The organism is Bacillus sp. MRMR6, from assembly GCF_001940785.1.
Taxonomy (GTDB): Bacteria; Bacillota; Bacilli; order Bacillales; family Cytobacillaceae; genus Neobacillus.
The window spans coordinates 237,768-262,262 of record NZ_MSLS01000001.1 but is presented as its reverse complement, the minus strand read 5'-3'; the positions used below and the strand labels follow the sequence as shown (position 1 = coordinate 262,262).

The window sequence follows — 24,495 nt, the reverse complement described above, 5'->3', positions numbered from 1 at the left end:
AAAATAAAAAGGACTGACAATTAATTGCTGTCAGACCTTCTATCCTTAGCATACATGGTTACGCTAATGGTTATTATTCAGTTGATGTTTCATCTTTCTTTGCAATCCGGTAGGTAAGCTCTCCACTGTAAATTTCCTCAAGTGCCTTCCCGACATACTTATAAGAAACATACTTTGGTAATCTTTCGTCTCTTACTTGGGACATGGCACGTGCACGCTTTGCTGCCACGGAAACAAGTGAATACTTTGAATCAATTTTATTAAGTAAAGAGTCAATAGAAGGATATAACATTATAATTCGACCTCCAACAATTTTTTGTAACGATGTTCTACACGTTCTCTGCGGCAATGTTCTGCAATCACAATCGATTTGACACGATTACACGCGAATTGAACCTGATCATTTTCCACAACATAATCGTATAATTCCATCATTTCAATTTCTTCACGAGCAGATAACATCCGATTATTAATTAATTCTTCTGTCTCTGTCCCTCTCGTCACTATTCGGTTTTTCAATTCGGTTAGGCTCGGAGGCATAAGAAAAATAAACAATCCCTCTGGAAACTTTTCACGTACCTGGCGTGCACCTTTTACTTCAATTTCTAGGAACACATCTTTACCCGCATCCAAGGTTTTACGGACATAGTCAACAGGAGTCCCATAATAATTACCGACAAACTCTGCATATTCCAACAGCTTGCCTTGATGAATTAACTCTTCAAACTCTTCCCTAGACTTAAAAAAATAATCAATTCCATCCACTTCTCCTGGACGAGGTGCCCGAGTTGTCATCGAGATAGAGTATTCAAAGGCTGTGTCTGGATCAGAGAAGATTTCTTTCCTAACTGTTCCTTTTCCAACTCCGGATGGGCCAGATAATACAATAAGTAATCCTTTTTCCTGCATTCTAAAAGATCCTACCCTTCATCAATAATTTCATCACGGTCCGCTAGTCGATGGGCAACCGTTTCTGGCTGTACAGCGGATAAAATAACATGATCACTATCCATTACTATTACAGCACGCGTACGTCTTCCATATGTAGCGTCAATCAACGATCCCCGGTCACGGGCATCCTGGATAATCCTTTTTATTGGCGCAGATTCAGGGCTAACAATTGAAATAATTCGATTGGCCGACACGATATTTCCAAATCCAATATTTATTAACTTAATCACATGTAATCATCCAATCATTAATAATATATTTTGACCGTGAAAGTCAAGTTCTAAACAGAGTTATTCGATATTCTGTACTTGTTCTTTTAGTTTTTCAATCAAACTTTTGATATCTACTACTTTTTCAGCAATACTCGAGTCATTAGCTTTTGAGCCAATTGTGTTTGCTTCTCTATTCATCTCTTGAACAATGAAATCAAGTTTTCTTCCAATTGGATCCAGTACATTTAAGGTTTTTTTAAATTGCTGAATATGACTATTCAGTCTTGTAATTTCTTCGTTTATATCTACCTTATCAGCAAATACAGCCACTTCTGTCAGCATTCTCGTTTCATCTAGCTGGCCTTCTACGAATTCCTGGATTCTCTTTCCTAATCGTTCTTTATAGGCACGAACGACTAACGGAGCATATTGCTGCAATTCTGTAATTGTTATCTCTAATTGCTTCAAAGAGGTAAGTAAGTCTTTTTTTAATTCTTTTCCTTCATCAGTCCGCATTTGTTTTAGTTGAAGAGCTGCCTCTTCTATTGCTGTAAGTACTAAATTCTCTAGTTCTACATTTCCGGCTTCATCTTCTATAATATGTATGAGTTCACTACGATTAAGCAAATCCTGAAGAGTAACCTGTCCCTCAAGATGAAACTTCTCACGGGCCTGATTAAGAAAATGAAAGTATTCTTCTAATAGCTTCCAATCGACCTGGACTTTTCGGGTAATAGCTGCATCGCCTTCTATTGTTACAAAAACTTCTACTCTTCCACGACGAAGATGCTGTGTTATTTTTTTCTTCATTTTATCTTCAAGCATTAAAAGCTGTCTTGGCATGCGAATATTGATCTCACAAAAACGATGATTGACTGTTTTTACTTCCACATTAACAGAAAAGGCTTGAGATTGTACTTTACTTCTGCCAAAACCGGTCATACTGATAACCATCTTTTGCACATCCAATCTACTGTTAGTGATCGGCCACTTAGTTATGTTAAAGAGTTATATAATCGTGAATTACAAAAGGTAATAGAGTCCATACTCTATTACCTTTTGGATTATAACATACTTTATTTCGTTTTTCTTAATAAAAATGATCCAGCCAATAAAAAAGTTGGTATAGAGGAAAGTCCAATAATTAAAAGCCAATCCTTCGCAAGCACTGGAAGGGTATGGAAAATAGGCTGCAATGGTGGATAGTAGATGACAACTAGCATCAAGACAAGTGATGATATAACCGCCCATACAAGATATGGATTTCCGAAGGGATTTCTCGACAATACTGATTTTTCACTTCGGCAATCAAATACATGGATCAGCTGTGCCATAACTAACGTGGCAAATGCAATTGTTTGTGCATATTGTAAATTGTCCGCAGTCTTGTCATAAACCACCATAAATGCAATTAAGGTCACTACCCCAATGAGGAATCCTCTAGAGACAACCTTCCAGCCTAACCCTCTGGCGAATACACCTTCGTTAGGACTACGCGGTTTTCTTTTCATCACATCTTCTTCTGGGCGGTCAAGCCCTAGTGCCATTGCTGGCAGCCCATCAGTTACAAGATTGACCCAAAGAATTTGAATAGGTACTAAAGGGAGCGGAAGAGCTAGAAGCATCGCAAACAGCATAACCAAAATCTCCCCTACATTTGATGCTAATAAGTATCTTACAAATTTCCGGATATTTTCATAAATATTTCTGCCTTCTTTAATAGCGGCTTTAATGGTCGCAAAGTTATCATCCAAGAGCACAAGTGATGATGCCTCTTTGGCCACATCTGTTCCAGAAATCCCCATCGCCACTCCGATATCTGCAGCCTTTATGGCTGGTGCATCATTTACTCCATCACCTGTCATAGCGACAATATGACCTTTATTTTGAAGAGCTTTTACAATTTTCAATTTATGCTCTGGTGATACCCTGGCAAAAACGGACACATCTTCAACCACTTCTTCAAGCTCATCAACGGTCATAGCTGATAGCGCATTACCATCTAGCACCTTACTCTTTTTAGTGAGGATTCCAAGCTGGGCTGCTATTGCTTTTGCCGTAATGACATGGTCACCGGTAATCATTACTGTTTTAATACCAGCATCTTTACACTCTTTTACAGCATCCTTTACTTCTGGTCTAGGTGGGTCGATCATTCCTTGCACACCAATAAAGGTTAGTTTTGCTTCTGCTTCTTGTTCACTCAAAATGATTGTATTAGATTGAACCGGTTTAAAGGCAATGGCAATCGTTCTTAGAGCCTTCGAAGCTAGTCCGTTTATAACATCCTGTACTTTATTTTGGACTTCTTTCCCTAAGTATTGTGTTTTACCGTCCCATAGGATTGACTCACTTTTACCTAAAATAACATCAGGCGCACCCTTGGTCACAATAAAATGTCTGCCATGCTTATCTTTCACGTGCATACTCATCATTTTTCTCGTTGAATCAAATGGGAATTCTCTAATAATAGTAAATTCATCTAAAAGATTTGGCCGGTTTAGACCTGCTTTCATTGCACTTACTAGCAAGGCACCTTCAGTCGGGTCACCATCCAGGATATAATCATCATCTTTCGCTACTACATCAGAGTGGTTACAAATCATTCCGAAAATTAACATTTGCTGTAGTGCCTTCTCTTCCCTAGGCTGCACTACTTGGTCATTTCGATAGAATGCACCAGTTGGCTGGTATCCCACACCTTCTACTGTCCATGTGTTTCCACCACTCCACAAATGAGTAACAGTCATTTTGTTTTGTGTCATTGTTCCTGTCTTGTCCGAACAAATAACCGACGCACAGCCAAGTGTTTCTACTGCTGGAAGTTTACGTACGATTGCATTTTTCTTAATCATTTTCTGTACACCCAGCGATAATGCAACGGTCACAATTGCAGGCAGACCTTCAGGAATCGCTGCAACTGCCAGCGATACCCCGGCTAAGAACATGGTATATAGATCATGGCCCTGCAATACCCCTACTACCACCACAAGAACTGTTAATAGTAAGGCTACTGTGATTAGGATCTTTCCAAGCTGTTCTAATCGACGTTGCAGGGGAGTCTCTTGGGTTTGGGCCTTTTGTAGTAAATCGGCAATTTGTCCCATAGTTGTTTTCATCCCGGTAGCAATGACAACGCCAACACCACTGCCTCTTGTTACCATCGTGCCCATGAAGGCAATATTTTCCATATCACCAATACCAGGATTAGCTGTATTTAGACAATCTGTATGTTTAGAAACCGGGACAGATTCACCGGTTAGGGCTGACTCTTCTATTTCCAAACTTCTTGACTCAATTACCCGAACATCGGCACCTATTCGGTCACCATTCATAAACTTAATAATATCCCCAGGGACAATTTCTTTTGAAGGGATTTTAATCCATTGTTCTCCCCTCAATACTGAAACCTGTGGTGCTGATAGTTCCTTTAATGCCTGTAAAGATTTCTCTGCCTTTCTTTCTTGAAAAAAGCCAAGAAAACCATTAATAATAACAATGGCAATGATGGCGATGGCATCAATATATTCGCCTAATAGACCCGATATTAATGTTGCCGCAAGCAGTACAAGAACCATAAAATCTTTAAATTGACTAAAAAATAAGAGTAAAGCTGATTGCTTTTCTCCTTCGTCCAATTCATTATAACCGTGCTGTTCAATTCGTTTCATAACCGTTTCTGGTGATAATCCAGACGAAAAGTCGGTATCTAAGACCTTTTCTACCTGTTTTATCTCCATTTCATGGAATTTCATCCGACCATCTCACTTCCTCCTTAATTATAAAAGACATACTCTAGGCCAAGCTTCGGCTTTCTGTCCTTAAGAAATCTTATTCAGCCTCGTCCCAAAAAATGCTATGTTAAAATGAAACAATTAAATGCGACATAAATCATCACTCTGGGATATACTTAAGGATGAATATGATTCAAGTAAAGGATGTTTTCCATGTCATTTGATGGTTTATTTACAAAAGCAATGGTAAATGAGCTTTCGTGCTCATTAAAAGGCGGAAGGATTAATAAGGTACAACAGCCGTACAAAAATGAAGTCATCTTAACAATCCGTGCAAATGGAGTAAACCAAAAGCTCCTATTATCGGCACACCCTAGTTATGCTCGTGTGCAACTGACGAAAGAAGCATACGATAACCCAAGCGAACCACCTATGTTCTGTATGCTGCTTAGAAAGCATATGGAAGGTTATATTTTGGAGGATATCTATCAGGTTAATAATGATCGAATGATCATTCTTGAAATTAAAGGGCGGAATGAAATTGGTGATATCAGTTATAAACAATTGATCATTGAAGTAATGGGCCGCCATAGCAATATTGTGTTAGTCGATAAAACGAGGAATATAATTCTTGATAGCATTAAGCATATTTCGTTTGCGGTTAATACACACCGAGCAATTATGCCGGGACAACCGTACGTTTTCCCGCCAGAGCAGAATAAACAAAATCCTTTTACTTCTGGGGAAGAAGATGTTCTGAGAGCAATTGATTTTAATGCAGGAAAGCTTGATCGGCAGCTAGTGGAACAATTTGCAGGAATATCACCGTTATTTGCTAAAGAAGTCATTTTTAAAAGTGGACTTGCTAATCGGACAACGGTGCCAAATTCATTTATTTCACTAATTAATACGATTGACAGAAATGATTTGACCCCCTCGATCATGATCACAGGTAATAAGGAATCCTTCTACTTATTTCCTCTTGAGCATTTAAAGGCAGAAATAAAAAGCTTCTCTAGCTTGAGTGAAATGCTCGATCGGTTTTATTTTGGCAAGGCAGAACGTGACCGAGTTAAACAACAAGGCAATGATATTGAGCGGTTTATCATCAATGAAAAGGAAAAAAATGAAAAGAAAATTGCTAAACTGCAGCATACCTTGAAGGAATCTGAAAAGGCTGATCAATATCAGCGCTATGGAGAACTATTAACCGCAAACCTTTATGCAGCAAAAAAAGGGATGAAGGAAATCGAGGTAATTAATTATTATGATGAAGCTGGCGGATCGGTAGTTATTACTTTAGACCCGCGAAAATCTCCTTCTGAAAATGCACAAAAATACTTTTCTAAGTATCAAAAAGCTAAGAATGCGGCTTCCATTGTTGTCGAGCAAATTGCAAATGCATATGTGGAAGTTACTTACTTCGAAAACTTACAACAGCAGGTACAGGCGGCATCACCAAAAGACCTGCAAGAAATTCGTGATGAGTTAGTAGAAGGCGGCTATATCCGTGAGCGTCAAAAACGGAATGCTAAAAAGACTAACAATCTTAAGCCAGTCTTTGACCACTTCGAAGCTTCAGATGGAACGGCGATTATTGTTGGTAAAAACAATAAACAAAATGATTATTTAACGAATAAGCTCGCTGCCAGAGATGAAATTTGGCTTCATACAAAGGATATTCCTGGTTCGCATGTTTTGATTCGAAGTAAGGAACCTTCTGATGATACAATCCGTGAAGCTGCCGCATTAGCAGCCTATTTTAGTAAGGCTCGAAACTCAAGTTCGGTTCCTGTGGACTTTACCAAGGTCCGACATGTTAAAAAACCTAATGGTGCTAAACCTGGATTCGTTATTTACGATCATCAGCAGACAGTTTATGTCACTCCTGATGAGGAATTGGTCCTTAAATTAAAGAAAAGTTAACGAAAAGCCCCGGTTGTACCGGGGCTTTTTATGTTCTAACAGGGGTATCAACAAATTTTATGGCGATATCAACAAATGGAAGGACGATATCAACAAATTTTCAGCTGATATCAACAAATTATTAGCTGATATCAACAAATTATTAGCCGATATCAACAAATTATTAGCCGATATCAACAAAACTGTATGCGATCCCCTATAACCTACCGTCCTACTTAAATCTCTTACTCCATTCCGTTGGGTTCATACTCCAAGAGAATAAACTCTCTTGGTCATCTACACTAATATCCCCTTTAGAAATGGCTGTCTCCACTAGAGCAGGGAAGTCAGTTAAGGAATAGCTGCTAATTTCAGCTTGATCTAGTAATTCTTTCCCCTTTTCAAGACCGTATGTAAAAATTGAAACCACACCTATCACTTCGCAGCCCGCTTCTCTTAAAGCCTGTACTGCAGTAATGACACTGCCTCCTGTAGAAATTAAATCCTCTACAACAACTACTTTTTGTCCCTCATCCACTTTTCCTTCAATTTGATTCCCTTTTCCATGGCCTTTCGGCTTTGAACGGACATAACACATCGGCAAATCCATCAATTCACTTACCCAGGCAGCGTGGGGAATTCCTGCTGTGGCGGTTCCTGCAATCACCTCTGCCTCAGGAAAATGGTCTAAAATGAGACCTTTAAGTCCTGAAGCAATTTCTCTTCGAACTTCAGGATAAGATAAAGTTAAGCGATTGTCGCAATAAATCGGAGAACGTAACCCGGAAGCCCAAGTAAAAGGTTCTTTTGGCTTTAATGCAACAGCATTGATGTTTAATAGTTTCTCTGCAATTGAATACTTCATTGGTGGACCCCTTTCCATGCATTTAGCCATTGGTGATAGCTTTTGACTGGGTCAGTAGCTCTTGTGATGGAACGTCCCACCACAATGGCACTAACTCCTTCGTTCCTTGCAAATTCTGGTGTAGCAATGCGCTTTTGGTCCCCTATTTGATCGTTTTCCATCCGAATACCTGGTGTAACGGTTAAAAATTCACCAAGCTTGTTTTTTATAGAAGCAGCTTCCCATGCGGAGCAAACAACACCATCTAAGCCTGCTTCTTTCGTTAATGAGCTATAATGCAAGACAGATTCTTCAAGAGAAACGGGTATCAGTTGTTCTCTGTTCATTTGCTCTTTAGATGTACTCGTTAATTGAGTAACAGCGATACAGTAAGGGCGTTTCATGCCTCCAGGTGTTCCCGCCTCTAAACCATCTAAAGCGGCCTGCATCATCTCTTTGCCACCGGCGGCATGGACATTTACGAGGTCACAATTTAGTTTTGCAAGTCCCTTCATCGCACTTTTTACGGTGTTAGGGATATCATGAAGCTTTAAATCCAGAAAAATACGATGACCTGAATCTTTTAACATATGAATAATGGAGGGACCTTCTTGGTAAAACAATTCCATTCCTACTTTTACAAAAAGCTCTTGTCCCTTAAACGGTTCAAGAAATTGCCCTGCCTCATGAGCAGTTGCAAAATCAAGCGCGATGATAAGCGAATTGTTCATGCTCTTTCCAGCTCCTTCCTTTGCACTCACTAATATGATCATACCCTAATTGATCAAGCAGTATTGGTAATTCATCAATAATTGTCGGGCAGACAAACGGATCAACAAAATTGGCTGTTCCAACAGCGACAGCACTTGCACCTGCATAAAAGAATTCTATAACATCCTCTGCAGACTGAATACCGCCCATTCCGATAATCGGAATATTGACAGCTTGACTTACTTCATAAATCATTCGAATCGCAACAGGTTTAATGGCAGGGCCAGATAATCCGCCTGTACGGTTCGATAAAATGGGCTTCCCTGTTTTTAAATCGAGCCTCATCCCAACAAGTGTATTAATCATTGTCAGACCATCCGCTCCACCGTCCTCAACTGCTTTAGCCATTTCAACAATGTTGGTAACATTGGGAGAAAGTTTTACATATACCGGAACTTCTGATACTTCCTTTACCTTCTTCGTTAATTGCTTTGCTACTTCCGGAATAGTCCCAAATGCAATTCCTCCTGTTTTTACATTCGGACAGGAAATATTTAATTCTAGTGCCTGAACATTCGGTGCCTTAGATATTTTACCAGCAACTTCAACATAGTCCTCTACGAGCGAACCAGCAACATTTGCAATAATCGGTACATCATACTGTGATAGCCACGGTAATTCTTCCGACACTACCTTCTCTAATCCGGGATTTTGAAGTCCTATTGCATTTAACATACCCGCCGTTGTTTCTGCAACTCGCGGGGTAGGATTTCCAAATCTTGGTTCAACTGTTGTTGCCTTAATCATAATGGCCCCAAGTTTACTTAAGTCGTAAAACTGGCTATATTCCTTACCAAATCCGAAGCAGCCTGATGCTGGCATGATTGGGTTTTTTAATGTTAAACCTGGCAAATTAACACGTAAGCGACTCATATTAATACCTCCCCGCCGCGAAAGACTGGCCCATCGCTGCAAACTTTGCGGTAGCTTACACCGTTCGGATCGCTTGCCGTTTTACATACACATGCAAAGCATGCTCCAATTCCACAACCCATTCTTTCCTCTAACGATAAAAACATCTTTTGATTAGCGTAGTCTTTTTCAATTGCTCTAAGCATGGGAGTTGGACCACAGGTATAGATACAATCAAACTGTAAATCTTTCATAATATCTGTAACAAAGCCCTTTTTTCCGTAGCTCCCATCAACAGTTGCTATATACGTCTCGCCGTTATGGCTAAACTCTTCTTCATAAAAGGCTGCTGATTGAGACTGAAACCCGAGAACGTGAAGAACCCTTACTCCTTTTGCCATCAGCTGCTTCGACAGCTCATAAAGTGGAGGAACACCGATTCCTCCTCCAACAAGCAAGGCTGTTTCACCAGCCTGCAATTCATCAACAGGAAAGCCGTTACCAAGAGGACCTAGAATATCAATTTCCTGACCAGACTTCAATTCTGAAAGCAAGGAAGTTCCTTGACCTTCCTTGCGGTATATCATCGTAAATTGACTGTCTTCCTTGTCAATAGAAGAGATGCTGATCGGTCTTCTTAACAGCGGAACAGGCGCATTAGACACCCGGATATGGACAAATTGTCCGGGCGTCATCATTTCATCAACCAACTTGCTTTTTACCGTAAGCTCATATATATCTTCAGCAATTTCCCTTTGGGACACAATCCTAGATAAGTCTTTTTTAATCATACAAGTACTGCCTCCTTGGTTTCTGATACCATTGATTCAGCTGAGAAATTCATTGACTCAATTACCTTTAGAATCGCATCTGCAGTATCTAATGAGGTTAAACATGGAATACCATTTTCAACTGCCTCACGACGGATACGGAAGCCATCCCTTTCTGGCTGTTTCCCTTTCGTCAGTGTATTTATAATGAACTGTGCTTCTCCCTGATGAATAACATCTAATAATGTTGTACCCTCTGAACCGATTTTACCGACTACCTTAACTTGAAGGCCGGCTGCTTCTAGTACGGAAGCTGTTCCGCTTGTTGCCATTAAACGGTACCCATTAGCTGCAAAACGTTTTGCGAGCTTTAGGGCTTCCTGCTTATCTTTATCTGCTACAGTAAACAGTACTGTTCCAAACCTTTGAATCTTCATGCCTGAGGCAATTAGCCCTTTATATAGAGCTTTTTCAAGCGTGTGGTCCTTCCCCATTACTTCACCTGTCGATTTCATTTCAGGTCCAAGCGTGATATCAACACTTCTCAATTTCGCAAACGAGAATACTGGTACTTTTACAAAGACGCCCTCTTTTTCAGGCAATAATCCTGCTTTATATCCTTGACTCTTGAGTGAAATTCCTAATAATGCCTTTGTCGCAATTTTTGCCATTGGTACGTTTGTAATTTTACTTAAAAATGGAACAGTACGGCTTGAACGTGGATTTACTTCCAAAACGAATACTTGATTTTCCGAAACAACATATTGAATGTTTAATAAACCAACAATATTTAGCCCAATTGCTAATTTCTCTGTATACTCTACAAGTTTTAGCTTTATTTCTTCAGATAAGGTTTGAGGTGGATAAACGGCAATTGAATCACCAGAGTGAACCCCTGCCCGTTCGATATGTTCCATTATTCCTGGTATTAGGACATCTTTTCCGTCTGATATTGCATCTACTTCAATTTCTTTTCCCGTCAAGTAGCGGTCAATCAGAACTGGGTGTTTTGGATTTACTTTAACTGCATTTTCCATGTAGCGAATCAATTCTTCTTCGTGATAGACAATTTCCATCGCTCTGCCGCCAAGAACATAGGAAGGACGAATCAAGACTGGAAAGCCGACTCTCTTTGCAATTAAAAGTGCTTCTTCTACTGATAAGGCTGTCTTGCCAAGCGGCATTGGAATATTAAGTACCTTAAGAGCATGCTCAAATTTATCCCTGTCTTCTGCTCGGTCTAAGTCCTCTAGACTTGTTCCTAAAATCTTTACACCCTTTTCAGCCAGTTTTGCTGCCATGTTTATCGCTGTTTGCCCCCCAAATTGAACGACTACACCGATTGGATTTTCTAAGTTAACAATATGCATGACATCCTCAATTGTAAGCGGCTCAAAATAAAGCTTATCGGAAATACTGAAATCAGTTGAGACAGTCTCTGGATTGTTATTAATAATAATAGCTTCATAGCCTGCTTCTTTAATAGCCGTTACAGAATGAACTGTAGCGTAGTCAAACTCAATTCCCTGGCCGATCCTTATCGGACCAGAACCTAGGACAATGACGCTTTCCTTACCGCTAACAACTGATTCATTTTCTTCCTCGTATGTTCCATAGTAATACGGTGTTTCAGATTCAAACTCGGATGCACAAGTGTCTACCATTTTATAGACAGGAATAATACCAAGCTCCAACCGGTAATTGTAAAGGTCATTCTCCGTACTACTCCATAGTTCTGCAATCTTTTTATCAGAAAAGCCTTTTTGCTTTGCTTCCTTTAACACTTCAGCATTAAATGGATGCAGCTTTAGTTTTCCTTCTAAGTCTATGATACCTTCCATTTTCTTTAGGAAAAATTTATCTATTTTACTCCAATCGTGGATGGTTTCCATCGTTACTCCGCGCTTAAGCGCTTCAGCAATATAGAAGAGACGCTCATCTCCAGCTTTCCGAATTCGTTTCTCTAGCAAGTCATTATCGATGCCCTCAGCACCCGTTAATTCAAAGTGGTATACATTTGCTTCAAGCGATCTGATTGCTTTTAGTAAGGATTCCTCGAAAGTCCTGCCGATTGCCATTACTTCACCAGTTGCTTTCATTTGGGTTCCAAGCGACCGATTACCTGATTCAAATTTATCAAACGGCCATCTAGGAATTTTGGTTACAATATAGTCTAGTGCAGGTTCATAAGCAGCATATGTTTTTCCTGTCACAGGATTAAGCATCTCATCAAGTGTTAAACCGACGGCAATTTTCGCTGCAAGCTTAGCAATCGGATAGCCTGTTGCCTTTGATGCAAGTGCAGACGAACGGCTTACCCTCGGGTTTACCTCGATAATATAATAATTAAAACTATCAGGGTCTAATGCTAGTTGAACGTTACAGCCTCCTTCGATTTTCAAAGCTCGAATAATTCTTAGTGACACATTTCGAAGCAACTGATATTCCCGATCACTTAGTGTCTGACTTGGTGCTACTACTATCGAATCGCCAGTATGTACACCTACTGGGTCGATATTTTCCATATTACAAACGACAATGGCATTATCATTGGCATCACGCATAACCTCATATTCTATTTCCTTAAAACCGGCAATACTTTTCTCAAGTAAGCATTGATGAACAGGACTGTTTTTTAGGCCGCTTGTAACGATTTCTTCAAGTTCTTCAGCGTTTTTACATATTCCTCCACCGGTGCCTCCTAGTGTGTATGCAGGACGGACAATGACTGGATATCCCACTCTTTCAACGAAGATTTGTGCTTCTTTGAAATTATGGATGATGTCACTATCTGGGACTGGTTCGCCTAATTCATTCATTAGATTACGGAATAATTCACGATCCTCAGCTTGTTCAATTGCCGTGAGCTTAGTGCCGAGTATTTCAACCTCACACTCAGCAAGTACACCAGAATTCGCTAATTCAACTGCTAAATTGAGGCCCGTTTGTCCGCCTAATGTCGCAAGCAATGCATCCGGCCGCTCCTTGCGAATGATTCTACTGACAAATTCTAATGTTAATGGCTCAATATAGACCGCATCTGCCATCTCTGTATCAGTCATGATGGTTGCTGGATTTGAATTAACCAGGATGACACGATAGCCCTCTTCTCTGAGTGCGATACAGGCCTGTGTGCCTGCATAGTCAAATTCTGCGGCTTGACCAATGACGATAGGACCTGAGCCGATCACTAAAATGGAGTTTATATCAGTACGTTTTGGCATGTTGTGGCTACCCCCTGTTTTTGTGTTTCAATCATCTCAAGAAATTGATTGAATAAGTTGCTTGCGTCTTCTGGCCCTGGTGAGGCTTCAGGGTGATATTGAACGGTGAAGGCAGGGAAATCAAGATGCCTTAATCCCTCAATCGTTCCATCATTTAAGGCAGTATGTGTAACTTGTAGTCTAGTAATTTGGATTGAATTTCGATCAACCGTATAGCCATGGTTCTGTGCTGTAATTGAGACCTTGCCTGTTGCTTCCTCTTTAACAGGGTGGTTAGAACCCCGATGGCCGAATTTCATTTTACCGGTATCTGCTCCGCAGGCAAGAGCAAACAACTGATGTCCTAAACAAATCCCAAAAAGCGGTACCAGACCAAGTACATCTTTAATCATCTGTATTCCTTCTGGAACATCCTTTGGGTCTCCAGGACCATTTGACAGCATAATACCATCCGGTCGCAATTGAAGAATTTCATCCGCAGTTGTGTGATATGGAACGACCACAACGTCACAGCCTCGGTTATTCAATTCACGTAAAATACCATGCTTCATTCCAAAGTCAACAAGGACAATCCTTTTTCCTCTGCCTGGGCTTGGATAAGCATTCTTCGTCGATACTCTCCTAACCTGATCGATTGGCAGTCTCGTTTGCCGTAATTTGCTTAATACTTCATTTGCATCATTTTCAATACTACAAATAGCCCCTTTTAAGGTTCCATGTTGGCGAATAATTCTCGTTAATTTCCGAGTATCAATTCCAGCAATTCCTGGGATTTTTTTCATTTTAAAATATTCGTCGATTGTAAATTCACTTCTCCAATTAGAAGGAAATTCACAAACCTCTTTTACAATGAAGCCTTTTACTGCGGGAATAATTGATTCAAAATCATCTCGATTTATACCATAATTGCCGATTAAAGGATATGTCAACATCACAATTTGTCCACAGTAGGATGGATCTGATAAAATTTCCTGATAACCTGTCATGCCCGTGTTAAATACAACCTCGCCAATTGCATCATTATGACTGCCAAAGCCTTCACCAATAAAAATTGTTCCATCTTCCAAAATTAGCTGTGCTTTCATGCTGTAACACTTCCTTTTTCCCAAACTATTTGTCCGCTAGCGATAGTCAGTACTGGCCAGCCTTTACAATTCCATCCTGTGAAAGGGGTGTTTTTCCCTTTAGATAAAAATTCTTCGGGATTAATTTCTTTATCTGCTTTTAAATCGAGTATAACTATATCTGCGCACGCACCCTCTTCAATTGTCCCATATGGCAATTTAAAGGCATCTGCTGGTTTCTTCGTTAAAAGACTAATTAATTGTTCAAGCGAAATAACATCTTTTAAGACCAAATTTGTATATAAAAGTGGGAAAGCCGTTTCTAATCCAACAATTCCGAAAGGCGCTAAAAGCATGCCTTCGCTTTTTTCTTCTTCCGTATGCGGTGCATGGTCAGTTGCGATAAAATCTATCGTTCCATCGAGAAGCCCTTCCATTAATGCTTCACGGTCCTCGGCATCCCTTAGTGGAGGATTCATTTTAAAATTTGCATCCATACTTGTTATGTCGTCCTGTGATAATAGTAAGTGATGCGGTGTCACTTCAGCAGTGACTTTAATTCCTGCTCGTTTGGCATCTCGAACGATTCTAACTGATTCCTTCGTACTGATATGACAGACATGGTAATGACAGTCTGCAGCTTCTGCTAGTAAAACATCTCTGGCAATCTGGACAGATTCACAAACTGATGGAATTCCATTTAAGCCATGCCTTTCAGCAAATGTACCTTGATGTACACTGCCCTTATTGATTAGGGAATTTTCCTCACAGTGGGCGACAATCGGCATATCTAGTTTGCTTGCTTTCCTCATCGCGTCAAGCATCATGTTAGCGGACTGTACCCCGACACCGTCATCAGTAAACGCGAATGCTCCCGCCTCTTTTAAGCTCTCAAAGTTTGTCAGTTCTTGGCCTAGCTCTCTAATCGTGATAGAAGCATATGGTAATACACGTATTGCTGCTGTATCTTGGATCCTCTTTTGCAGCCATTCCATTTGTTCTTTAGAATCCGGGACTGGTCTCGTATTTGGCATAGCTGCAACCGTTGTGAAACCACCTTTTGCAGCAGCGAGTGTTCCTGTCCTGATTGTTTCTTTCTTTTCTCCACCTGGCTCTCGAAGATGCACATGCAGGTCGATAAATCCTGGAGCCGTTAGAAGCCCAGCGGCATCAATAATTTTATAATCTGGGTTTACTTCGATCTTCTTATCAATTTTTACAACAATCCCTTTTTCTATTAAAATATCTGCCTGCGTCATTTCTCCATTAGATGCTATGTAGTTTGAGTTCTGAATAAGTATTTTCATTTATTTTTCCTCCTTCAAGGATTTGGAGAGCTCTTTTTAATACTGCCATTCTTACATATACTCCATTTTCCATTTGCTTAAAGATTCTCGAACGTTCGCATTCTACTAAACTATCTGCAATTTCAACATTTCGATTGACAGGCGCTGGATGCATGATAATACTATGGGGTTTCATTTGCTTTTCTCGTTCTAATGTAAGGCCAAATTGTCTATGATACTCAGCTGCCGTAAAGCTTCCCTTTTTTTGGTGCCTTTCATGCTGAACCCTTAGCAACATGACCACATCAGCTTGTTTGATTGCCTGTTCTACTGGGATAAATCTTGATGTGTTTAAGCTATGTTGGTCAAACCATTCTTCCGGCCCAGAATAAATGACATCAGCCCCCAGCCTCGTTAAGGCATCTGCATTTGAACGTGCCACCCTGCTGTGCCTGATATCACCGATAATGGCGATCCTCAGTCCTGAAAAACGTCCAAATTCTTGATAAATCGTTAATAGGTCTAATAATGATTGTGTCGGGTGATGACCACAACCATCGCCTCCGTTTATAATAGGGATATTTATTTTTTCTACTAGTTCATCAAAATATCGGTCTTGCTGGTGGCGAATCACAATGGTATTTACTCCGAGGGCTTCTAGGGTCTTTACAGTATCGTAAAGTGTCTCTCCTTTTTGAACACTGGAGGTTTGTACTTCAAACGGGATCACACCTAATCCCAATTTTCTTTCGGCAACTTCAAAACTGCATTTGGTTCTCGTACTTGCTTCAAAGAATAAGTTTGCAGCGAATAGCTGCCGAGTTGGACGCCAGCTCATCCCATCTGCAAAAGCTTGAGCATCTGCTAGGATTTGATAAATTTCTTCCACCTTTAATTCATTGGTCGTTAATAAGTGATGTAACATTCATCTTCCCGCCTCTCATTTTTCGGTAAAAAAATACCCCGATCAGATTGATCAGGGTGCAGTTACATAAGACTATGTCCATAATTTATCCTAAGAAAATTTATGAACTCAGCCTTTACACCCTTCTTAGCCTCTCTGGACTTATTTAAAAGGTCTTCATCTTATGCCGTTTTCTTATTAGTATCAGCGTCTGTTTCATCAAACAAACTGTCTTTGATGGGTTCTTTGCCCGGCAGAAGCAGGTGTAGTACAATCCCGCAAATGGCAGCCAAGGCCATACCGTGGATTTCTAATTCCTCTGAGAATTTGATAAAGGCACCGCCGATTCCAATTACTAATATGACGGATGAAATCACCAGATTACGCTTATCTCCAAAATCAATTTTACTATCGACTAACATTCTCAAACCGGATGAAGCAATAATACCGAACAATAATATCGAGACACCGCCCATTACAGGAGTAGGTATCGTTTGGATCAAGGCAGTTATTTTTCCAATAAAACCGAAGATGGTTGCTAGTACAGCAGCACCTGCAATTACATATACGCTGTATACTCGAGTGATTGCTAGTACACCGATATTCTCACCGTAGGTTGTCTTTGGCGGTCCACCCATTAACCCAGAGATCATGGTCGCTGTTCCGTCTCCCAAAATCGAACGATGTAAGCCTGGTTTCTTAATATAGTCGCGGCCGACGACCTTACTCAATACTAGCTGATGACCAATATGCTCAGACAAGGTTACTATCGCCACTGGGACCATTAAGGCAACTAAGTCCAATGTAATTTTCACTTCATAGTTGACAAATGGAATGATAAATTCAGGCATCTGAAACCACTTTGCATTCATTACGGGTTGAAAATCAACCAGCCCTACTGCTAATGCATAAAGATACCCTACAACAATCCCGGCTAATATTGGGATAATACTCAGCATTCCCCGCAGATAGATGGAGAAAACAATCGTTGCAGCTAGTGTCACCAGTGCTGCGGAAAAATGGATTAGGCTATAATCTCCTTGCGGATTGTTCATCGCCATATCCACTGCTGTTCCCGATAATGATAATCCTATTACGATAATCACAGGGCCTACAACAATCGGCGGCAGTAAATTCATTATCCAACGGTGACCAGCTTTTTTTATTACTAAAGCTACAATTCCGTAAACCACACCTGCAAGAAAGGTGCCTATCATAGCTGCTCCAGGGCCTCCTGCTTCGTACGCTAGTTTAACAGGTACGATGAAAGCAAAGGAAGAACCAAGATAGGCTGGAACCTGCCATTTCGTTATCCACAAAAACGCCAGTGTCCCTAACCCACTTGAGATAAGTGCAATAGCAGGATCTAAACCAATAAGATATGGAACAAGTATAGTTGCACCAAACATGGCAAATAAATGTTGGAGACTTAATGTAAGCCATTGAGTTGGTTTTGGATAGTCTTTTACGTCTAGGATGGGTTCGTTATTCATTCTGTATACTCTCCTCCATATTTGGTTTCTCTTTATTATGCTCAAAAATTAAAAACCCCTTCGTCCAATAAGGCACAAAGGGGTACAGAAATGCCACTAAAACCAATTAATGACAATTCCCCTTTGTCAGCCTCTCTGGACTGAAATTAAAAGGGTCTATTTAATTCTCAAAGATACTAACTTGATCTATTTGATCGACTTCTGTTAATTGGACAACAATTTTCTCTGTACTCGAGGTTGGGATATTCTTACCCACATAATCTGCTCTGATAGGCAGTTCTCGGTGGCCTCTATCGACTAGTACCGCCAATTGAATCACAGACGGCCTACCAATATCCATAAGGGCATCTAATCCTGATCTTACCGTTCTCCCTGTATATAGAACATCATCAATAAGAACAACCTTTTTATCCGTAATTTCAGCAGGAATATCAGTCCCTCTTACTAGCGGTTCCTGATTATCCGTCTTCATGGTTAAATCGTCACGATAGAGCGTAATATCAAGTTCCCCAACTGAAATGGCCCTGCCTTCTATTTCGGCAATTTTTGCTGCAAGTCTTTCGGCTAAGAAAATCCCTCTTGTCCGAATTCCGACAAGAATACAATCTTCAACCCCTTTATTTTTTTCAATAATCTGATGGGCAATTCTCGTCAAAGCCCTGTTTATTGCTTGGGCATCAAGTACTACTGCTTTTTGGCTCATACTCACACCTACCTTACCAAAATAAAAAACCTCTCACCTTGTGGGTTGAGAGGTAGACGTACAGCATTAAGAAATGGGTAGATAGAGAACCCAATTCAAACCGTTTCCTTCTCAGCCTCACAGGACTGTTTTAAAGGCATATTCAACTGTTGTTATCTTACTTTAGATTTCCACACCTGTCAAGTAAGTTATTTTCTTAATTGCTCAAGTAACTGAACAAATTCGCTTGGCAATGGTGCTTCAAATTCTAGGTATTCATTTGTGCGAGGATGTTTAAACCCAAGTACTCCAGCATGTAATGCCTGTCCATTTAAATCCAAAGTTTTTCTGGGTCCATACTTAGGATCACCAGCTAATGGATAGCCAATATACTTCATATGAACACGGATTTGATGCGTTCTTCCTGTTTCTAATTGACATTCTACATACGTGAAGTCCTTGAACCTTTCAATTACATGGAAATGTGTCACAGCATGCTTGCCCTTGTCTACAACAGCCATGCTTTGGCGGTCTTTTGTGTCTCTCCCAAGCGGTGCATCGATTGTTCCGAATTCATGCTGAATAACACCATGAACTATCGCCCGGTACTTTCTTGTTACCGTCTTTTCCACTAATTGATTTACAAGTTTTTCGTGTGCCATATCATTTTTTGCTACCATCAAAAGACCTGATGTGTCCTTATCAATCCGGTGTACAATACCCGGTCGTAGTACACCATTTATTCCTGATAAATCCTTACAATGAGCCATTAAACCATTTACAAGCGTTCCTGTTAAATGGCCCGGTGCTGGGTGCACGACCATTCCTCTAGGTTTATTTACAACTAATACATCCTTATCTTCGAAATAAATCGTTAAATCCATCTCTTCCGGGATAACATCTAGTACTTCCGGGTCTGGAATATTAATTTCAATATGATCATTCAAACTACACTTATAATTTGTTTTTATTTTCTGGCCATTCACAAGAATATTGCCTTCTTTTATCCATTGCTGGACCTGTGTTCTTGACCACTCTTCATCTAAAGTAGAAATGACCTTATCAATTCGATCACCTTTTTGCTCTTCAAGAATGGTGTGTACCATTTTCTCCATAAGTTTTCTCCTTCGCTTCTTTCTCATCGCGCAGCATTTGAATCATCAGCAACACTACCCCAATGACTAGAGCTGAATCCGCAATATTAAATACCGGAAAATTATAGCCAAAAATATACGAATGTATAAAATCAACTACTTCCTTGCGAAATAACCGGTCAATAAAATTGCCGATTGCTCCTCCAAGCATAAAAGCAAGAGAAACCCCTAACAACCATTTATTTTTTGTTTCTTTTTGAATGTAATAAACGATTGCAACAATAACAATGACTGTAATAACGTAAAATAGCCACATTTGCCCTTGCAGGATACCCCATGCTGCTCCTCGATTGCGATGAGAGGTAATATACAAAATATCATTAATAACTGGAATACTCTCTCCAAGGTGCATTTTCGTTACGATTAGCCATTTCGTAACCTGATCAATCAAAATGATAAAAAGTGCAATTAAATAATAAAACACTAAGAAATACCTCCATCTTAACGAAGACTATACTTCTTTAGCATTTTAGCACAAACTTTAAAGAAACGACAATCTTACATATAAAAAAACGAGTGAATTGGTTTCCGGTAGTAATGATTAACCAACTCAGTATCCTTTGCAGTCTTAACCGTGGGTAGCATGCATAATAAATCATCTGGTAATGGCTTTCCAGTGGTTTCGCAATGACCAAAGTTTCCATTCACAAATTTTTCTATCGCTAAGTTAATGTCTGCCAATTCATCCTGTAAAATTGGCGTTATCCATTCATCTTCTTGTTTAGATTGCAGTGCTTCCATAATCTCTAATTGGGTTTGACGGAGTTCCGAAAACAGCTTTTCTTGGGTAGCATTCATCGTTGTATCCTCCGTTTCTTCTTTTGTTATATTGTTTCCGTACTTGTTTAACTAACACGGTTAAACATTTGACATCAACTACATAAATTTACGGAGGTGGAAAAATTTAAGCCCTGTGCTCTTTGCACAGGGCTCATTTTATGCTAGATGAGAGTAGTTTTCTTTAACAACTTCGGCACAGCGTGGGCAGAGTGTTGGATGCTCTGAATCTTGCCCGACTTCTGGTGTCACAACCCAGCAGCGTTCACACGTGTCACCTTCTGCTTTTGTGATGACAATGGCAGCAGTATCTAATTTAATCGCGTTTTCAGGCGCCTGATCGTAGAAGCCCGCTACTTCGAATCCAGAAACGATGAATAATTGCATAACATTTTCATCAATCGAATCTAAAAGATTTTTTGTTTTTTCATTTACATACAAAGTTACTTTAGCAGTTAAAGACTTCCCAATGATCTTTTCATTACGTGCTTCTTCTAATGCTTTTAGGACATCGTCACGCAGCTTCATAAATGAAGTCCACTTAACTTCTAGTTCGTCAGCATTTGAATAATCCTGATATTCTGGAAGGTCGGTTAATTGAACACTTTCACCTTCAACATTAGGAATAAACTTCCACACTTCATCTGCTGTATGTGAGAGAATTGGAGTCACTAATTTTGTCAACGCAACCAGTGATTCATATAGGACAGTTTGAATTGCACGACGGTCACGCTGATCAGCTGCTTCAATGTAAAGAATATCCTTTGCAAAATCTAGATAGAATGCACTTAAGTCAAGCGTACAGAAATTATTAACAGCGTGATAAATGCCAGCAAACTCATAATTTTCATAAGCATTTTTTACATTTTTAATCAACTTATTCAGTTTCACAAGCATAAATTGATCTACTTCACGTAGGTTTTCATAAGAAACTTTATTTGTATCTGGGTTAAAGTCAGCTAGATTTCCTAACAAGAAACGGAACGTATTACGAATTTTCCGGTAAACCTCAGCCACCTGCTTTAAGATTGCATCTGAAACTCGTACATCTGCTTGATAGTCAACGGATGCAACCCATAAGCGTAAAATGTCAGCCCCTAATTGCTTCATAACTTTTTCAGGTACCACCACATTACCAATTGACTTACTCATTTTCCGGCCTTCTCCATCAAGAGCAAAACCATGGCTTAGAACCCCTTTATACGGCGCCTTACCAGTTACGGCAACAGCTGTAGATAAGGAAGAGTTAAACCAGCCGCGGTACTGGTCAGAGCCTTCAAGATATAAATCTGCTGGTCGGACTAAATCGTCTCTTTCGAGTAGAACAGCCTGATGTGAAGAACCGGAATCAAACCAAACGTCCATAATATCGGTTTCTTTTGTAAATAATCCATTTGGACTTCCTGGATGTGTAAAGCCTTCAGGCAGCAAATCCATGGTTTCCTTTTCAAACCAAATGTTTGACCCAAACTGCCGGAAGAGATTAGAAACATGCTCGATTGTTTCGTCTGTAATAATTTCTTCTCCATTTTCGGCATAGAAAACTGGGATTGGTACACCCCAAACACGCTGCCTGGAGATACACCAGTCCCCGCGATCGCGAACCATATTAAAGAGACGTGTTTCCCCCCATGCCGGTACCCATTTCGTTTCCTTTACAGCTTCAAGCAATTCGTTCCTGAAATCTTTAATACTTGCAAACCATTGTGCAGTGGCACGGAAAATAACTGGTTTTTTCGTTCTCCAGTCATGTGGATACGAATGTGTAATAAAGGAAAGCTTTAATAACGCACCCGCTTCTTCCAACGCTTGTGAAATTGGCTTGTTTGCTTCATCGTAAAATAAGCCTTCAAACCCTGGTGCTTCACTCGTCATAATCCCTTTATCATCTACAGGATTTAAGACATCTAGACCATATTTTTGTCCTACATGGAAGTCATCTTCCCCGTGTCCTGGCGCAGTGTGAACACAGCCTGTTCCTGCATCGGTTGTTACGTGTTCACCTAGCATTACAAGAGAATCACGTTCATAAAGCGGATGTGCTGCAAGAATGTATTCAAGCTCACTTCCTTTAACCTTTTGAACAACAGCTGGATTTTCCCAGCCGATTTCCTGCTTGACTGCTTCTAACAGAGCTTCTGCTACTAAGAACTTTTTACTGTTCACTTCAACCACTACATAAGATAATTCCGGATGAACGGAAATCCCCAAATTGGCAGGAATCGTCCAAGGAGTCGTAGTCCAGATGACAATTTGTGTGTCAGTGTCTAGAACTCCTTTACCATCCTTTACCTTAAATCCTACATAAATAGACGGTGAGCGTTTATCCTGATACTCAATTTCAGCTTCAGCAAGCGCTGATTCACTTGAAGGAGACCAATAAACCGGTTTAAGCCCTTTATAAATATAGCCCTTTTTAGCCATTTCCCCGAATACTTTAATTTGCTGTGCTTCGTATTCTGGATTTAGGGTAATATAAGGATTTTCCCAATCGCCACGTACACCAAGGCGCTTAAATTGCTCGCGCTGGTTATCAATTTGTTCAAGTGCATACTTTGTACAAAGCTGACGGAACTCGGCAACTGTCATCTCTTTTCGTTTTACACCTTTGTTTGTTAAAGCCTGCTCAATAGGGAGACCATGTGTGTCCCAACCTGGTACATATGGTGCATTGAAGCCGCTCATCGATTTATAGCGGACAATAAAATCTTTTAGAATCTTATTCAAGGCATGCCCCATGTGAATATCTCCATTTGCATATGGAGGTCCATCATGCAGAATAAACATTGGACGCCCTTCAGTTCGTTCCTGCACTCTTTTGTAAATTTCTAGTTCTTCCCATTTTGACTGAATTTGTGGCTCTCGTTGCGGAAGGTTGCCTCGCATAGGAAACTCAGTTTTCGGCATCAATAACGTATCTTTATAATCCATTTTTATTCCTCCTGTAATCCTCTATATAGAACAGAATGACCAATATTTGCAATAAAAAAACCCTCTCATCCCTAAATAGGGACGAGAAGGTTTTATTCCCGCGGTACCACCCCGATAAATTGTATTAAGCAAATACAATCCTCTTTGATATTCCCTAACGTGAATAACCCGCCAGGACCTACACACTCATAGAGCTTCGACCTGGGACTCAAGGGTGATTTTCTAATTTTTCTGCCATGCCAGGCTTACACCATCCCCAGCTCGCTATGAAAGCATTTTGAAAAATTATACTGTCCCTTTCATTGCCGTTCTATAATAGACTATGTTAAAAAATTATATGCGAAAGACTACGCTTTCGTCAAGCTAATGAATCCTCTTCCTCATGTACCTTTAATTCAGTTGCATCTACTTCATACTCTAATAGATGGTCCCAGTCATCTGTATTTAGCATATCTAATTGTGCTTCAATTAACATCTTAAATCGAGTGCGGAACACTTTTGACTGTTTCTTTAAATCCTCGATTTCTAGTGCAATTTTTCTTGCCTTTGAAAGTGATTCATTAACAATACGATCTGCATTTTTCTCGGCTTCTCTAACGATCAGCTTCGCTTCCTTTTGCGCATTCCGTTTTACATCTTCACCTGCTTCTTGGGCAATTACGATTGATTTGTTTAAGGTTTCTTCAATATTAACGAAATGGCCTAAACGATCTTTCATTTCTGTTAAGCGCTCTTCCATTTCTTTCTTCTCACGTAATACTAACTCATAATCCTTGATTACCTGGTCAAGGAATTCATTCACTTCATCTTCATCATACCCACGAAACCCCTTATTAAACTCTTTATTATGAATATCTAACGGCGTTAACGGCATGCTGCCACCTCCAAGAATCTCTTTCAGTATGTATAAGCAGATATTCGACATTTTTCTTGCGACTCCT

At 40.0% G+C, this 24,495-nt stretch carries 21 protein-coding genes and 1 other annotated feature; of the genes, 1 reads left to right on the top strand and 20 read right to left on the bottom strand.

Annotated features, from left to right (window positions below; translation table 11 throughout):
* Positions 1 to 73: 73 nt before the first annotated feature.
* The 5 genes from rpoZ to BTR25_RS01360 form a co-directional block, all read right to left on the bottom strand.
* On the bottom strand, positions 74 to 292 hold the full coding sequence (gene rpoZ, locus BTR25_RS01380) for a DNA-directed RNA polymerase subunit omega (RefSeq protein WP_075685385.1): 219 nt from the start codon (positions 290 to 292) through the stop codon (positions 74 to 76).
* On the bottom strand, positions 292 to 909 hold the full coding sequence (gene gmk, locus BTR25_RS01375; protein WP_075685383.1) for a guanylate kinase: 618 nt from the start codon (positions 907 to 909) through the stop codon (positions 292 to 294). Before gmk ends, rpoZ begins: the two co-directional genes overlap by 1 nt.
* A gap of 11 nt (positions 910 to 920) precedes the next feature.
* Positions 921 to 1,181, bottom strand: coding sequence for an extracellular matrix/biofilm regulator RemA (gene remA / locus BTR25_RS01370; RefSeq protein WP_075685381.1), 261 nt, complete (start codon positions 1,179 to 1,181; stop codon positions 921 to 923).
* 60 nt (positions 1,182 to 1,241) lie between these two features.
* Complete coding sequence (locus BTR25_RS01365) at positions 1,242 to 2,117, bottom strand: YicC/YloC family endoribonuclease (protein ID WP_075685379.1); 876 nt, start codon at positions 2,115 to 2,117, stop codon at positions 1,242 to 1,244.
* 122 nt (positions 2,118 to 2,239) lie between these two features.
* Positions 2,240 to 4,918 (bottom strand): calcium-translocating P-type ATPase, SERCA-type, encoded by a 2,679-nt coding sequence (locus BTR25_RS01360; protein ID WP_075685377.1) that lies wholly within the window; start codon positions 4,916 to 4,918, stop codon positions 2,240 to 2,242.
* A gap of 192 nt (positions 4,919 to 5,110) precedes the next feature.
* Between BTR25_RS01360 and BTR25_RS01355 the strand changes: the two genes are divergently transcribed.
* A complete protein-coding gene (locus BTR25_RS01355; RefSeq protein WP_075685375.1) occupies positions 5,111 to 6,823 on the top strand; it encodes an Rqc2 family fibronectin-binding protein in 1,713 nt (570 codons plus the stop codon).
* 211 nt (positions 6,824 to 7,034) lie between these two features.
* Here the strand turns inward: BTR25_RS01355 and pyrE are convergent, their stop codons facing one another.
* From pyrE to BTR25_RS01280, 15 genes are all read right to left on the bottom strand, one after another.
* Positions 7,035 to 7,667, bottom strand: coding sequence for an orotate phosphoribosyltransferase (gene pyrE, locus BTR25_RS01350; RefSeq protein ID WP_075685373.1), 633 nt, complete (start codon positions 7,665 to 7,667; stop codon positions 7,035 to 7,037).
* Positions 7,664 to 8,377 (bottom strand): orotidine-5'-phosphate decarboxylase, encoded by a 714-nt coding sequence (pyrF, locus tag BTR25_RS01345; RefSeq protein ID WP_075685371.1) that lies wholly within the window; start codon positions 8,375 to 8,377, stop codon positions 7,664 to 7,666. Before pyrF ends, pyrE begins: the two co-directional genes overlap by 4 nt.
* The gene (locus tag BTR25_RS01340; protein WP_075685369.1) at positions 8,349 to 9,290 is read right to left on the bottom strand and encodes a dihydroorotate dehydrogenase; all 942 of its coding nucleotides are present in this window, start codon (positions 9,288 to 9,290) and stop codon (positions 8,349 to 8,351) included. The genes pyrF and BTR25_RS01340 overlap by 29 nt, the downstream gene beginning before the upstream one ends.
* Positions 9,287 to 10,060 (bottom strand): dihydroorotate dehydrogenase electron transfer subunit, encoded by a 774-nt coding sequence (locus BTR25_RS01335; protein WP_075685367.1) that lies wholly within the window; start codon positions 10,058 to 10,060, stop codon positions 9,287 to 9,289. Before BTR25_RS01335 ends, BTR25_RS01340 begins: the two co-directional genes overlap by 4 nt.
* Positions 10,057 to 13,263, bottom strand: coding sequence for a carbamoyl-phosphate synthase large subunit (gene carB, locus BTR25_RS01330; RefSeq protein ID WP_075685365.1), 3,207 nt, complete (start codon positions 13,261 to 13,263; stop codon positions 10,057 to 10,059). The genes BTR25_RS01335 and carB overlap by 4 nt, the downstream gene beginning before the upstream one ends.
* A complete protein-coding gene (locus tag BTR25_RS01325) occupies positions 13,242 to 14,348 on the bottom strand; it encodes a carbamoyl phosphate synthase small subunit (RefSeq protein ID WP_075685363.1) in 1,107 nt (368 codons plus the stop codon). The genes carB and BTR25_RS01325 overlap by 22 nt, the downstream gene beginning before the upstream one ends.
* Positions 14,345 to 15,634 (bottom strand): dihydroorotase, encoded by a 1,290-nt coding sequence (locus BTR25_RS01320; protein ID WP_075685361.1) that lies wholly within the window; start codon positions 15,632 to 15,634, stop codon positions 14,345 to 14,347. Before BTR25_RS01320 ends, BTR25_RS01325 begins: the two co-directional genes overlap by 4 nt.
* The gene (locus tag BTR25_RS01315) at positions 15,594 to 16,538 is read right to left on the bottom strand and encodes an aspartate carbamoyltransferase catalytic subunit (protein WP_075685359.1); all 945 of its coding nucleotides are present in this window, start codon (positions 16,536 to 16,538) and stop codon (positions 15,594 to 15,596) included. Before BTR25_RS01315 ends, BTR25_RS01320 begins: the two co-directional genes overlap by 41 nt.
* A gap of 161 nt (positions 16,539 to 16,699) precedes the next feature.
* Positions 16,700 to 18,010, bottom strand: coding sequence for a solute carrier family 23 protein (locus BTR25_RS01310; protein WP_075685357.1), 1,311 nt, complete (start codon positions 18,008 to 18,010; stop codon positions 16,700 to 16,702).
* A 160-nt stretch (positions 18,011 to 18,170) separates the two neighbouring features.
* Positions 18,171 to 18,713: a bifunctional pyr operon transcriptional regulator/uracil phosphoribosyltransferase PyrR gene (pyrR, locus tag BTR25_RS01305; protein WP_075685355.1), complete on the bottom strand. Its 543-nt coding sequence runs from the start codon at positions 18,711 to 18,713 to the stop codon at positions 18,171 to 18,173.
* Positions 18,714 to 18,901: 188 nt separating this feature from the next.
* On the bottom strand, positions 18,902 to 19,807 hold the full coding sequence (locus BTR25_RS01300; protein ID WP_075685353.1) for an RluA family pseudouridine synthase: 906 nt from the start codon (positions 19,805 to 19,807) through the stop codon (positions 18,902 to 18,904).
* Positions 19,779 to 20,270, bottom strand: coding sequence for a signal peptidase II (gene lspA / locus BTR25_RS01295; protein ID WP_075685351.1), 492 nt, complete (start codon positions 20,268 to 20,270; stop codon positions 19,779 to 19,781). Before lspA ends, BTR25_RS01300 begins: the two co-directional genes overlap by 29 nt.
* Before the next feature lie 74 nt (positions 20,271 to 20,344).
* Positions 20,345 to 20,644, bottom strand: a complete 300-nt coding sequence (locus tag BTR25_RS01290) for a hypothetical protein (protein ID WP_075685349.1) — start codon at positions 20,642 to 20,644, stop codon at positions 20,345 to 20,347.
* 138 nt (positions 20,645 to 20,782) lie between these two features.
* Positions 20,783 to 23,554, bottom strand: a complete 2,772-nt coding sequence (gene ileS / locus BTR25_RS01285) for an isoleucine--tRNA ligase (protein WP_075685347.1) — start codon at positions 23,552 to 23,554, stop codon at positions 20,783 to 20,785.
* A 74-nt stretch (positions 23,555 to 23,628) separates the two neighbouring features.
* Positions 23,629 to 23,866, bottom strand: a binding site (T-box leader).
* Positions 23,867 to 23,912: 46 nt separating this feature from the next.
* On the bottom strand, positions 23,913 to 24,428 hold the full coding sequence (locus BTR25_RS01280) for a DivIVA domain-containing protein (RefSeq protein WP_075685345.1): 516 nt from the start codon (positions 24,426 to 24,428) through the stop codon (positions 23,913 to 23,915).
* Positions 24,429 to 24,495 lie beyond the last annotated feature (67 nt).

What these genes read in the sequence shown, in the direction of transcription:
- rpoZ (WP_075685385.1), bottom strand. Translation starts at nt 292, where the DNA reads ATGTTATATCCTTCTATTGACTCTTTACTTAATAAAATTGATTCAAAG.
- gmk (WP_075685383.1), bottom strand. Translation starts at nt 909, where the DNA reads ATGCAGGAAAAAGGATTACTTATTGTATTATCTGGCCCATCCGGAGTT.
- BTR25_RS01365 (WP_075685379.1), bottom strand. Translation starts at nt 2,117, where the DNA reads ATGGTTATCAGTATGACCGGTTTTGGCAGAAGTAAAGTACAATCTCAA.
- BTR25_RS01360 (WP_075685377.1), bottom strand. Translation starts at nt 4,918, where the DNA reads ATGAAATTCCATGAAATGGAGATAAAACAGGTAGAAAAGGTCTTAGAT.
- BTR25_RS01355 (WP_075685375.1), top strand. Translation starts at nt 5,111, where the DNA reads ATGTCATTTGATGGTTTATTTACAAAAGCAATGGTAAATGAGCTTTCG.
- pyrE (WP_075685373.1), bottom strand. Translation starts at nt 7,667, where the DNA reads ATGAAGTATTCAATTGCAGAGAAACTATTAAACATCAATGCTGTTGCA.
- pyrF (WP_075685371.1), bottom strand. Translation starts at nt 8,377, where the DNA reads ATGAACAATTCGCTTATCATCGCGCTTGATTTTGCAACTGCTCATGAG.
- BTR25_RS01340 (WP_075685369.1), bottom strand. Translation starts at nt 9,290, where the DNA reads ATGAGTCGCTTACGTGTTAATTTGCCAGGTTTAACATTAAAAAACCCA.
- BTR25_RS01335 (WP_075685367.1), bottom strand. Translation starts at nt 10,060, where the DNA reads ATGATTAAAAAAGACTTATCTAGGATTGTGTCCCAAAGGGAAATTGCT.
- carB (WP_075685365.1), bottom strand. Translation starts at nt 13,263, where the DNA reads ATGCCAAAACGTACTGATATAAACTCCATTTTAGTGATCGGCTCAGGT.
- BTR25_RS01325 (WP_075685363.1), bottom strand. Translation starts at nt 14,348, where the DNA reads ATGAAAGCACAGCTAATTTTGGAAGATGGAACAATTTTTATTGGTGAA.
- BTR25_RS01320 (WP_075685361.1), bottom strand. Translation starts at nt 15,634, where the DNA reads ATGAAAATACTTATTCAGAACTCAAACTACATAGCATCTAATGGAGAA.
- BTR25_RS01315 (WP_075685359.1), bottom strand. Translation starts at nt 16,538, where the DNA reads ATGTTACATCACTTATTAACGACCAATGAATTAAAGGTGGAAGAAATT.
- BTR25_RS01310 (WP_075685357.1), bottom strand. Translation starts at nt 18,010, where the DNA reads ATGAATAACGAACCCATCCTAGACGTAAAAGACTATCCAAAACCAACT.
- pyrR (WP_075685355.1), bottom strand. Translation starts at nt 18,713, where the DNA reads ATGAGCCAAAAAGCAGTAGTACTTGATGCCCAAGCAATAAACAGGGCT.
- BTR25_RS01300 (WP_075685353.1), bottom strand. Translation starts at nt 19,807, where the DNA reads ATGGAGAAAATGGTACACACCATTCTTGAAGAGCAAAAAGGTGATCGA.
- BTR25_RS01290 (WP_075685349.1), bottom strand. Translation starts at nt 20,644, where the DNA reads ATGAATGCTACCCAAGAAAAGCTGTTTTCGGAACTCCGTCAAACCCAA.
- ileS (WP_075685347.1), bottom strand. Translation starts at nt 23,554, where the DNA reads ATGGATTATAAAGATACGTTATTGATGCCGAAAACTGAGTTTCCTATG.
- BTR25_RS01280 (WP_075685345.1), bottom strand. Translation starts at nt 24,428, where the DNA reads ATGCCGTTAACGCCGTTAGATATTCATAATAAAGAGTTTAATAAGGGG.